The organism is Streptomyces gamaensis, assembly GCF_042656465.1.
Taxonomy (GTDB): domain Bacteria; phylum Actinomycetota; class Actinomycetes; order Streptomycetales; family Streptomycetaceae; genus Streptomyces; species Streptomyces gamaensis.
Window position 1 is genome coordinate 1 of record NZ_JBHSPB010000017.1, and the last position, 10,953, is coordinate 10,953.

Below are 10,953 nucleotides of genomic sequence, written 5' to 3' on the forward strand. Positions count from 1 at the left end.
GCTAAGCCTTTCAGCGCCGATGGTACTGCATGGGGGACCGTGTGGGAGAGTAGGACGCCGCCGAGCTATTGTTGGGGAAAGCCCCGTTGGGAGCCGTGAGGTTCCTGGCGGGGCTTTCTCGCATTTCTTGGACCCCTCTGCATGCCCGGGCGATGACTGCGGGTAGGGTCGGAGGGCATCGACAAGTACGTTCCCCACAGGAGGCCCCCGGGTGGAGGTCCAGGAGACGCGCGTCCAGACCAACCGCGTGCTCACCATCCCGAACATCCTCAGCATGGCCCGCCTCGCCGGTGTGCCCCTCTTCCTGTGGCTGATTCTCCGGCCGGAGTTCGGCGGGCCGAAGAGTGACGGATGGGCCCTGCTGGTACTGGCGTTGAGCGGGGTCAGCGACTACCTCGACGGAAAGCTCGCCCGACGCTGGAATCAGATCAGCAGCCTCGGCCGGCTCCTCGACCCCGCCGCCGACCGGCTTTACATCCTCTCCACGCTCGTCGGGCTGACATGGCGTGACATCCTGCCGCTCTGGCTGACCGTCACCTTGCTGGCGCGTGAGGCGATGCTGCTGGTCATGGTGTGGATTCTGCGCCGCCATGGCTATCCGCCGCCGCAGGTCAACTTCCTCGGCAAGGCAGCGACGTTCAATCTCATGTACGCGTTCCCGTTGCTGCTTCTCAGCGACGGGAACGGATGGTGGTGCGAACTTGCCCGCGTTTTCGGATGGGCGTTCGCCGGATGGGGTACAACGCTGTATTGGTGGGCAGGGATCCTCTACGTGGTTCAGGTTCGCCGACTCGTGAAGGCGGATCGCCACTCCGACTGACGTCGCCGTAGTTGCAGAGCCTTACCGGGGCCGGGCGCCGTATCCGGGATACGGCGCCCGGGCGCGTGCAGTCGGACATGACCGTCGTCTCGCAAGGAGGACGTTTCCGACATGAAGGCCGTCGTGATGGCCGGCGGCGAAGGCACACGCCTTCGCCCCATGACCTCAAGCATGCCCAAGCCACTCCTGCCCGTGGCCAATCGGCCGATCATGGAGCATGTGCTGCGGCTGCTCAAGCGGCACGGGCTCACCGAGACCGTGGTGACCGTGCAGTTCCTCGCCTCACTCGTCAAGAACTACTTCGGGGACGGCGAGGAGCTCGGCATGGAGCTCACCTACGCCAACGAGGAAAAGCCGCTCGGCACGGCGGGCAGTGTCAAGAACGCTGAGGAAGCACTCAGGGACGACGCCTTCCTGGTGATCTCCGGAGACGCCCTCACCGATTTCGACCTGACCGAGCTGATCCGCTTTCACAAGGAGAAGGGCGCACTTGTCACTGTCTGTCTGACACGGGTGCCCAATCCCCTCGAATTCGGGATCACCATTGTCGACGACCACGGCAAGGTCGAGCGCTTCCTGGAGAAGCCCACCTGGGGGCAGGTTTTCTCCGACACCGTCAATACGGGCATCTACGTCATGGAGCCCGAAATCTTCGACTATGTCGAGGCGGACGTTCCGGTCGACTGGTCCGGTGATGTCTTCCCGCAGCTGATGAAGGAAGGCAAGCCGATCTACGGCTATGTCGCCGAGGGCTACTGGGAGGACGTCGGTACGCACGAGAGCTATGTGAAGGCCCAGGCCGATGTCCTCGAAGGCAGAGTCGATGTGGACCTGGACGGCTTCGAGCTCTCGCCCGGTGTCTGGGTCGCCGAGGGGGCGGAGGTCCATCCCGAGGCCGTGCTGCGCGGCCCGCTCTACATCGGCGACTACGCGAAGGTCGAGGCCGGCGCCGAAATCCGGGAGCACACCGTCGTGGGCTCCAACGTCGTCGTCAAGAGCGGCGCCTTCCTGCACCGTGCCGTCGTCCACGACAACGTCTACGTGGGCCAGCAGAGCAATCTGCGCGGCTGCGTCATCGGCAAGAACACCGACATCATGCGTGCCGCCCGTATCGAGGACGGAGCCGTCATCGGTGACGAGTGCCTCGTGGGTGAGGAATCGATTATCCAGGGCAACGTCCGGGTCTATCCCTTCAAGACCATCGAGGCCGGCGCCTTCGTCAACACCTCGGTCATCTGGGAGTCCCGCGGCCAGGCGCACCTGTTCGGCGCCCGAGGGGTGTCCGGCATCCTCAATGTGGAGATCACGCCCGAGCTCGCGGTACGGCTGGCCGGTGCCTACGCCACCACGCTCAAGAAGGGGTCGACCGTCACCACGGCGCGTGACCACTCCCGGGGCGCGCGCGCTCTCAAGCGCGCGGTGATCTCGGCACTCCAGGCCAGCGCCATAGACGTACGCGACCTGGAGAACGTGCCGCTGCCGGTGGCACGGCAGCAGACCGCGCGCGGCAGCGCGGGCGGCATCATGATCCGCACCACGCCGGGCGTCCCGGACTCGGTGGACATCATGTTCTTCGACGAACGCGGCGCCGACCTCTCGCAGGCCGGGCAGCGCAAACTCGACCGCGTCTACGCCCGTCAGGAATACCGCCGCGCTTTCCCCGGAGAAATCGGGGACCTCACCTTCCCCTCCAGCGTCTACGACTCCTACACCAGCTCCCTGCTGCGCTCCATGGACACCACCGGTGTGGCCGAGGCGGGGCTGAAGGTCGTCGTCGACGCCTCGCACGGCAGCGCCGGTCTCCTGCTGCCCAGCCTCCTCGGCCGGCTCGGCGTCGACGCCTTCACCATCAACCCCGGGCTCGACGAGTCCCGGCCGACCGAGACCGCCGAGACCCGCCGCTCCGGACTCGTACGGCTCGGAGAGATCGTGGCCTCGGCCCGTGCCGCGTTCGGTGTGCGGTTCGACCCGGTCGGCGAGCGGATCTCGCTGGTGGACGAGCGCGGCCGCATCGTGGAGGACGACCGGGCCCTGCTCGTCCTGCTCGACCTGGTCGCCGCCGAGCGGCGCAGCGGCCGGGTGGCGCTGCCGGTGACCACGACCCGCATCGCCGAGCAGGTGGCCGCCTACCACGGTACGCAGGTGGAGTGGACGACGACCTCGCCGGACGATCTGACCAGGGTCGGGCGGGCCGAGACGACCATTTTCGGCGGGGACGGACGCGGTGGCTTTATCGTCCCGGAGTTCAGCAGCGTCTTCGACGGCACGGCCGCGTTCGTGCGTCTCATCGGTCTGGTGGCGCGTACCCAGCTCACGCTCAGCCAGATAGACGCCCGTATCCCGCGGGCCCATGTGCTGCGCCGCGACCTGGCGACCCCGTGGGCGGTCAAGGGACTCGTCATGAGGCACGTCGTCGAGGCCGCCGGGGACCGCTCGGTGGACACCACCGACGGCGTGCGGGTGGTCGAGGCCGACGGGCGCTGGGTGATGGTGCTGCCCGACCCGGCGGAGGCCGTGACGCATCTGTGGGCGGAAGGCCCTGACGACGCCTCGGCACAGGCACTGCTCGACGAGTGGTCCGCGGTCGTGGACGGCGCCGGGCGCTGACGCCCGTACCCCTGCCGTCCGTACGCGGCGGGCGTCGTCTCCCGGCACCGGGATCCGGCACGCCGGTGGGGCCATTGGGAGACGACGCCTGCGACGTGCGACGATGTGCGGCATGTCGCAGCAGCCCCCCGTTCGGAGCACCGCATCGCCCCGGCCGCGCCCCGATGCCTCCATGTCGCTGCTGACCAATGTGATGGACCACAGCCTCGACGACGGCTATGCGCAGGCCGCCGCCCGGCGGGGCGAGGGCGGCAAGGGGCTGCCGACCACGCTGCGGGCCAAGTTGGGGCTCGCGGCCGCGCTGCTGCTCGCCGCGGTGGTGGTGACGCTCGGCGCGGCGCAGGCGCGGATATCGGCACCGACGCTGGCCAAGGAGCGCGAGCAGCTCATCAACCGCATCCAGAACGAGACCGCGGCCGCGGACACGCTGCAGAAGAACGTCGACGCCCTGCGGGACGCCGTCAGCACCAAGCAGCGTGACGTCCTGGAGAAACACGGCGGGGACAAGGCAGAGTTGGTGGCGCTGCTCGCCGGGGCGACCGCCGTGCACGGGCCCGGGATCAAGCTTGTCGTCGACGACGCCCGGCAGACCAAGCAGAGCGGTGGCAACGGCCCGCGGGAGAGCAACGGTTTCTCCGACACCGGCCGGGTGCGCGACCGTGACATGCAACGCATCGTCAACGGCCTGTGGCAGTCCGGCGCGGAGGCGATCGCGATCAACGGTCAGCGACTGACCGCGCTGTCCGCGATCAGAGCCGCCGGTGACGCCATACTGGTCGACAACAAGCCGCTGGTGCCCCCCTACACGGTGCTGGCGATCGGGGACGGGGAGCGGCTCGGCAAGGCTTTCGAGAGCAGCGCCGACGGACAGTATCTGCACGTCCTGCAGCAGAACTACGGGGTCCGCGCGAGCATTTCGGCTCAGGGCGACGTCCGGCTGCCGGCCGCGCCGAGCCTGCTCGTACGGACCGCACAGCCGCAAGAGGGTGGCGCGGCAGAACGCGGCACCGGAACAGGGAAGGGCACATCGTGATCGCCGTATTGGGCCTCATCGTGGGAGTCGTGGTCGGGCTGGTGCTCCGTCCCGTGGTGCCGACGGCGGTCGAGCCCTACCTGCCGATCGCCGTGGTGGCCGCGCTCGACGCGGTGTTCGGCGGGCTCCGGGCGATGCTGGACGGGATCTTCGACGACAAGGTCTTCGTGGTCTCGTTCCTGTCCAATGTGGTGGTGGCCGCCCTGATCGTCTTCCTCGGTGACAAGCTCGGGGTCGGGGCCCAGCTGTCCACCGGTGTCGTGGTCGTCCTCGGCATCCGTATCTTCTCGAACGCGGCCGCCATCAGGCGGCATGTCTTCCGGGCGTGAGGCCGATGAGCACCGACGACATGCCGGACGGGCCCGGGGGACCGGAGAAACCGGAGCAGGACCAGAAGTCCTCGTCGGCCGGCACACCGCGGCAGCCGGAGGAGAAGGGCACGCAGGGGCAGCAGCCGTCACCTCCCGGACGACCGGAACCCGCTGCTGGAAAGGGGCCCGAACAGGACCGTCCGTCCGACGAGCCCGCGCCCGGGCCCACGCAGTCCGGCTCCGGTTCCGCCGCGGAGCCCGAGCCGTCCCCCGAGCCGCCTCCCGGGGCCGCGGAGCCGTCGGACCGGGAGGGCAGGGCAGAGGGCGCCGAGCCGTTGACGGGCCGTCAGCGGCTGGTCCAGGGACTCTGGCCGCCCCGGCTGACCCGGGCCCAGCTCACTGTGGCGCTGCTGCTCTTCGTCCTCGGGCTGGGCCTGGCCATCCAGGTCCGGCAGACCAACGACACCAGCGCGCTGCGCGGCGCCCGCCAGGAGGACCTCGTGCGCATCCTGGACGAGCTGGACAACCGCACCACGCGGCTGGAGGACGAGAAGCGCCGTCTGGAGAGCCAGCGCAGCGAGTTGGAGAGCAGCTCCAACCAGGCCGCTGAGGCCCGTAAGCAGACCGCGCAGAAGGAGCAGCAACTCGGGGTGCTCGCGGGTACGGTGGCCGCCCAGGGGCCCGGCATCGAGCTCACGGTGAGCGACCCCAAGGGCTCCGTGGAGCCCGACAAGCTGCTGGACGCCATCCAGGAGCTGCGGGCCGCGGGCGCGGAGGCCATCCAGATCAATGACATCCGGGTGGTCGCCGGCACCTACTTCTCGGGCGCCGCGGGAAAGGTGGAGATCGACGGCAAGAAGGTCGCGCAGCCCTACCGGTTCAAGGTGATCGGCAGGCCGCAGGACCTGGAGCCGGCGCTGAACATCCCGGGCGGGGTGGTGCAGACGCTGGAGAAGGAGCAGGCGGGCGTGACGGTCACCCGGTCTGAGAAGATCGTTGTGGATGCCTTGCGCCCGGCGAAGCGGCCTGACTACGCTCGGTCGTCATCGCAGTGAGGCGGGTGGGCACGGTGGCCTCGCGTGGAGAGCACGAGCTTGCGGGGGGTCGGCGCACCAAGTCGAGGGTGCGTGGTGGAAACTGTCTGTTGACCGCGGACGTTATCAGGACGTCCAGGTCGGACGGTGTGTGCATCGAGGGTTTGTCCTGCCCCACGGGCGGGTCTGTTTCGGTCAAGGGGAATCGCCCGTGAAGTTGTTTGCGAAGTTGTTCGGTAGGAGCGCACGCCAGGAGGGCACGGCCCGTCACCGGGCGTCGCGGCAGGCGGAGGACCGGGAGGCGCAGGAGAGCCGTCCGATGTTCCGCGAGCAGGGAGCGCAGGGCCCGGGCCCTGTTGACCCTGCCGAGGCCGGGCGCATAGGTTTCGGGGCACCAGCAACCCCGAGTGCGGGTGGAGGATCTGCCTTGCCGGTGTGTTCGAGGTGTGGCCATCGCAATGCCGAGGCCAGCCGGTTCTGCTCCAACTGCGGTGCGCCGCTGCGGCCGGGAGCCGTCGCGGAGCGTGCGTCGGAGACGACCTCGACCATCTCCATCTCGGGCCTGGAGGCGTACGACTCGGAGACCACCGGCCAGACGGCGCTTCCCGCGCTGTCCCCGGAGGCGCAGGCGGCCGTCGACGCGCTGCCGCTGGGATCGGCGCTGCTGGTGGTGCGACGCGGCCCGAACTCGGGCAGCCGGTTCCTGCTCGACGGTGAGCTGACCACCGCGGGCCGGCACCCGCAGAGCGACATCTTCCTCGACGACGTCACCGTCTCCCGGCGCCACGTGGAGTTCCGCCGCGTCCAGGGCGGGTTCACCGTCACCGACGTCGGCAGCCTCAACGGCACGTACGTCAACCGTGAGCGGATCGACTCGGCCGCCCTGTCCAACGGCGACGAGGTGCAGATCGGCAAGTACCGGCTGGTCTTCTACGGCAGCCAGCACGGCATGTGACCCGCGGGGCAGGGGTCATGCCTGGGATGCCTTCCGGCGGCGCCGGTCCCTCCGGTGCCGCCGGTGCGGGAGGACGGCTGGTCAGCATCGGGACGGTGCTCAATCTGCTGCGGGAGGAGTTTCCCGAGGTCACGATCTCCAAGATCCGTTTCCTGGAGGCGGAGGGCCTCGTCGAGCCGCAGCGCACGCCCTCGGGCTACCGCAAGTTCAGCGAGCGGGACGTGGAGCGGCTCGGCCAGGTCCTGCGCCTGCAGCGTGACCACTATCTTCCGCTGAAGGTCATCAAGGAGCACCTGGACGCCCTGGCCCGGGGGGAACGGGTCCGGCTGCCCGCCCCCGCGCGTCCGCTCGACGGGGGCGAGGCCGGTCCCCGGACCGCCGTCGACGCCGCCGCGGAGGTGCCCTCCGCGCCCCGTACGGCCGCGCGGATCGGCCGGGCCGAGCTGCTGGGCGCCGCCGGAGTCACCGAGGCCGAGCTCGCCGAGTGGGAGTCGTACGGCCTGATCGCCGCCCACCCGGACGGCGGATTCGACGCCGACTGCGTGGCGCTCGCCCGCCTCGTCGCCGATCTGGGCCGGTTCGGACTGGAACCACGACATCTTCGCGCCATGAAAGCCGCCGCCGACCGCCAGGCCGGACTGGTCGAACAAGTGGTCGCACCGCTGCGGCGGCACCGTAACCCGCAGACCAGAGCCCATGCCGAGGCCACCGCGCGGGAGCTGGCCGCGCTGTCCGTGCGGCTGCACGCGGCCCTGCTGCGGTCCGCGCTGCAGGCGCGCGGACGCTGAGCGGCGAGTGCCCGACTACCCAAACCCGCCGGGCACGTCCTAGGGTTGCTGTGTGAACGAGCTCGATGTCGTGGGCGTCCGGGTGGAAATGCCCTCCAACCAGCCGATCGTGCTCCTGCGTGAAGTGGGAGGCGACCGTTACCTCCCGATCTGGATCGGACCGGGAGAGGCGACGGCCATCGCCTTCGCCCAGCAGGGCATGGCTCCGGCCCGCCCGCTGACCCATGACCTGTTCAAGGACGTGCTGGAGGCGGTCGGGCAGCAGCTCACCGAGGTCCGTATCACGGACCTGCGCGAGGGTGTCTTCTACGCGGAGCTCGTCTTCGCCAGCGGGGTGGAGGTCAGTGCCCGGCCGTCCGACGCCATAGCGCTGGCTCTGCGCACGGGCACGCCGATCTACGGCAGCGACGGGGTGCTGGACGACGCCGGAATCGCCATCCCGGACGAGCAGGAGGACGAGGTCGAGAAGTTCCGCGAGTTCCTCGACCAGATCTCGCCCGAGGACTTCGGCACCAACAGCCAGTGAGCCGCGCCGACGGCGGCCGCGAGCGGCGTCCGTCCCTGCCCCATGCCCCGCAGCGCATCCAGAACGCTTTTCCCGCCCCGGGGACACGGAAAACCACTCTCTGGGTGATTATCACTCGGCGTGCCGAGTGTGGCGATCGTTGACGCACCCCGGGTGACTGCCTACCGTCGGGAAGGCAGGTCAAGGACGGAGGTCGGCGTGAGAAGCATGGGCGACGGGACGGCGGTCGGCAGTCCGTATCCGCTGTACGGGGGAGCGGTCGAACAGGCTCCCCGTCATGCTGTCCCGGCGGTCACCGCACCGCGGGTGCCGGGGGACGACCGCATCGGTTACCGGGGGCCGACCGCGTGCGCGGCGGCGGGCATCACCTACCGCCAGCTCGACTACTGGGCGCGTACGGGCCTGGTGGAGCCGAGCGTGCGGCCCGCGCACGGCTCGGGCACCCAGCGGCTCTACAGCTTCCGGGACGTCGTCGTCCTCAAGATCGTCAAACGGCTGCTGGACACCGGGGTGTCCCTGCAGAACATCCGCACCGCCGTGCAGCACCTGCGCTCGCGCGGCATGGCCGACCTGCCGCAGATGACGCTGATGAGCGACGGCGCGACGGTCTACGAGTGCACCTCGCCCGACGAGGTCGTCGACCTCCTCCAGGGCGGCCAGGGCGTCTTCGGCATCGCCGTGGGCGTCGTCTGGCGCGACGTCGAGCACGTACTGTCCCAGCTGCACGGCGAACGGCTGGACACGGGGGAGACGCTCATCGGGCACAACCCCGCCGACGAACTGGCCCGCCGCCGCAACCGCGTCGGCTAGTCCCGTCCGGCCGCCGGGCCGGGAAGCGCAGGTCAGCGCCATTGTCAGTGGTGTGAGGCAGCATCGGTGGTGTGAGAGGTGCGCCGACGATCCTGCATCTGGACATGGACGCTTTCTACGCCTCGGCGGAGCAGGCGGCCAAGCCCAGCCTGCGGGGAAAGCCCGTGGTGGTCGGGGGGATCGGCCCCCGCGGTGTGGTGGCGACCGCTTCCTACGAGGCACGGGTCTTCGGCGTGCGCTCGGCCATGGCGACGGCCCAGGCCCGCCGGCTGTGCCCCAACGCCGCTTATCTGACACCCCGGTTCACCCTCTACCGGCAGATCAGCGACGTGGTCATGGAACAGCTCGCCCGGCTGTCGCCGCTCGTCGAACCCCTCAGCCTCGACGAGGCGTTCGTCGACCTCGAAGCGGGCGGCGTCGAGCCCTCCGCCGCTGCGGTGCGGGCCGTGGGGGAGCGGCTGAGACGGGACATCCGGGCGGCCACGGGACTGAGCGGCTCGGTGGGGCTCGCCGGCTCCAAGATGCTCGCCAAGATCGCCTCCGAGCAGGCCAAGCCCGACGGCCTCGTCCTCATCGAACCCGGCACCGAGCGTGAGCTGTTGGGCCCGATGCCGGTGCGTGTCGTCCCCGGGGTCGGCCCCGCGACCGCCGAGACGCTGCGCCGCGCCGGGATCACGACCGTGGCGGAGACGGCCGAGGCGGGGGAGGCGGAGCTCGTCCGGCTCCTGGGCAAGGCGCACGGCGCGGGCCTGTACGCGCTGGCGACGGGCCACGACGACCGGCCCGTGGTCGCCGAGCGGGACGCCAAGTCCGTCTCCGTCGAGGACACCTTCGAGGAGGACCTCACCGACCGCACCCGGGTCCAGCTGGAGGTCGCGCGGCTCGCCGACCGGTGCGTGCAGCGGCTGCGCGCGGCCGGCCGCTCCGGGCGTACCGTCGTCGTCAAGGTGCGCCGCTACGACTTCTCGACGCTCACCCGCTCGGAGACCCTGCGCGGTCCGACCGACGACCCGGCGGTGGTGCGCGAGGCCGCCGCGCGGCTGATCGAGACGGTGGAGACCACCGCCGGGGTCCGGCTGCTGGGCGTCGGGGTCAGCGGGCTCGCCGACTACACCCAGGAGGACCTCTTCGCGCAGGCCGCGAGCGAGCAGGAGGGCGAGGACGGGGCGCGCGCCGCCGAGGAGGAGCCGCTGGAGGAGGCCGCGGCGCCGCGGCCGCGCCGCTGGCTGCCGGGTCTGGACGTGGTGCACGCCGAGTACGGGGCCGGCTGGGTCCAGGGCAGCGGGCTCGGCAGGGTCACGGTCCGCTTCGAGCAGCCCTGGTCGGAGCCCGGCAGAGTACGGACCTTCGCCGTCGACGACCCCGCGCTCGCTCCGGGCGAGCCGCTGCCGCTCGTACCGCCCGGGACTCAGGTGCTGCCTGAGGCGTCCGCCCCGTCCGCCCCGTCCTCGCCGGGCGGTGAGGACGGTGCGCCGTTCGCGGGCGGCGCGGGGAGAGGCAGCCCGTAGTGGTGGTAGAGCGCGAGCTCCTGTCCCGGGGACAGATGCCGGCCCACCCCGAAGTCGGGAGCCTCCTTGATCAGCGCGTGTTCGTAGGGAACGTACAGCCCGCCCTCGGCCACGCGGCTCGGAGCCAGCGGCACGAAGGTGTCGCGGCCGAACAGGCCGGTGCGTACCACCGCCCACTCCGGCGCCCCTGTCGCGTCGTCCAGATACACCTCGTCCACGGTGCCGATCCGGGTGCCGTTCCGGTCGAAGGCCCGGCGGCCGATCAGGCTCCGCGGATCGATGTCGCTCTGCACTGCTCCTCCCGTGGATCGCACCCGCCTCCCCGCCCCCCTGCGGCGCTCCAAGAGCCCGCTCACACCCACGAAAAGCCACAAAGTGGTAACCGGCCACTCGACGGTTTCGGCCACGGACTCGCTGGTAGTCTGGCCAGTGGCCGCAGACCCCGTGCGGGAGAGTCCTCCAAGAGCCCTCACCGGCTCGGACGGGGCGCCGAAGGAGCAAATCCTCCCCGGAATCTCTCAGGCACACGTACCGCACGGGTGAGGTCACTCTGGAAAGCAG

General features: G+C 70.3%; 11 protein-coding genes, 1 rRNA gene and 1 riboswitch. Of the genes, 11 read left to right on the top strand and 1 reads right to left on the bottom strand.

Annotated features, from left to right (window positions below; all coding sequences use genetic code 11):
* The 11 genes from rrf to ACFP1Z_RS24585 form a co-directional block, all read left to right on the top strand.
* A 5S ribosomal RNA gene (gene rrf, locus ACFP1Z_RS33760) occupies nucleotides 1–66 on the top strand; the annotation flags it as partial.
* 145 nt (nucleotides 67–211) lie between these two features.
* Nucleotides 212–820: a CDP-alcohol phosphatidyltransferase family protein gene (locus tag ACFP1Z_RS24540; RefSeq protein ID WP_390319511.1), complete on the top strand. Its 609-nt coding sequence runs from the start codon at nucleotides 212–214 to the stop codon at nucleotides 818–820.
* 111 nt (nucleotides 821–931) lie between these two features.
* On the top strand, nucleotides 932–3,427 hold the full coding sequence (locus tag ACFP1Z_RS24545; RefSeq protein WP_390319512.1) for a sugar phosphate nucleotidyltransferase: 2,496 nt from the start codon (nucleotides 932–934) through the stop codon (nucleotides 3,425–3,427).
* A gap of 112 nt (nucleotides 3,428–3,539) precedes the next feature.
* Nucleotides 3,540–4,460, top strand: coding sequence for a DUF881 domain-containing protein (locus ACFP1Z_RS24550; RefSeq protein ID WP_390319513.1), 921 nt, complete (start codon nucleotides 3,540–3,542; stop codon nucleotides 4,458–4,460).
* Nucleotides 4,457–4,789, top strand: a complete 333-nt coding sequence (locus ACFP1Z_RS24555) for a small basic family protein (protein ID WP_390319514.1) — start codon at nucleotides 4,457–4,459, stop codon at nucleotides 4,787–4,789. Before ACFP1Z_RS24550 ends, ACFP1Z_RS24555 begins: the two co-directional genes overlap by 4 nt.
* Before the next feature lie 5 nt (nucleotides 4,790–4,794).
* Nucleotides 4,795–5,826, top strand: a complete 1,032-nt coding sequence (locus tag ACFP1Z_RS24560; RefSeq protein WP_390319516.1) for a DUF881 domain-containing protein — start codon at nucleotides 4,795–4,797, stop codon at nucleotides 5,824–5,826.
* 148 nt (nucleotides 5,827–5,974) lie between these two features.
* Nucleotides 5,975–6,760, top strand: a complete 786-nt coding sequence (locus ACFP1Z_RS24565) for an FHA domain-containing protein (RefSeq protein ID WP_390319717.1) — start codon at nucleotides 5,975–5,977, stop codon at nucleotides 6,758–6,760.
* A 17-nt stretch (nucleotides 6,761–6,777) separates the two neighbouring features.
* On the top strand, nucleotides 6,778–7,548 hold the full coding sequence (ftsR, locus tag ACFP1Z_RS24570) for a transcriptional regulator FtsR (RefSeq protein WP_390319518.1): 771 nt from the start codon (nucleotides 6,778–6,780) through the stop codon (nucleotides 7,546–7,548).
* 52 nt (nucleotides 7,549–7,600) lie between these two features.
* Nucleotides 7,601–8,074 (top strand): bifunctional nuclease family protein, encoded by a 474-nt coding sequence (locus ACFP1Z_RS24575; protein WP_030874883.1) that lies wholly within the window; start codon nucleotides 7,601–7,603, stop codon nucleotides 8,072–8,074.
* A gap of 198 nt (nucleotides 8,075–8,272) precedes the next feature.
* On the top strand, nucleotides 8,273–8,884 hold the full coding sequence (locus ACFP1Z_RS24580) for a MerR family transcriptional regulator (protein WP_390319520.1): 612 nt from the start codon (nucleotides 8,273–8,275) through the stop codon (nucleotides 8,882–8,884).
* Nucleotides 8,885–8,955: 71 nt separating this feature from the next.
* Nucleotides 8,956–10,392 carry a DNA polymerase IV gene (locus tag ACFP1Z_RS24585; protein ID WP_390319522.1) on the top strand — a complete coding sequence of 479 codons (1,437 nt, stop codon included), beginning with the start codon at nucleotides 8,956–8,958 and terminating at the stop codon, nucleotides 10,390–10,392.
* On the opposite strand, the gene ACFP1Z_RS24590 is transcribed toward ACFP1Z_RS24585, so the two are convergent.
* Entirely contained in the window at nucleotides 10,293–10,685 is a 393-nt protein-coding gene (locus tag ACFP1Z_RS24590; protein ID WP_390319524.1) for a PRC-barrel domain-containing protein, read from the bottom strand. The two genes, ACFP1Z_RS24585 and ACFP1Z_RS24590, sit on opposite strands and share 100 nt — an antisense overlap.
* A gap of 144 nt (nucleotides 10,686–10,829) precedes the next feature.
* Nucleotides 10,830–10,936, top strand: a riboswitch (glycine riboswitch).
* Nucleotides 10,937–10,953 lie beyond the last annotated feature (17 nt).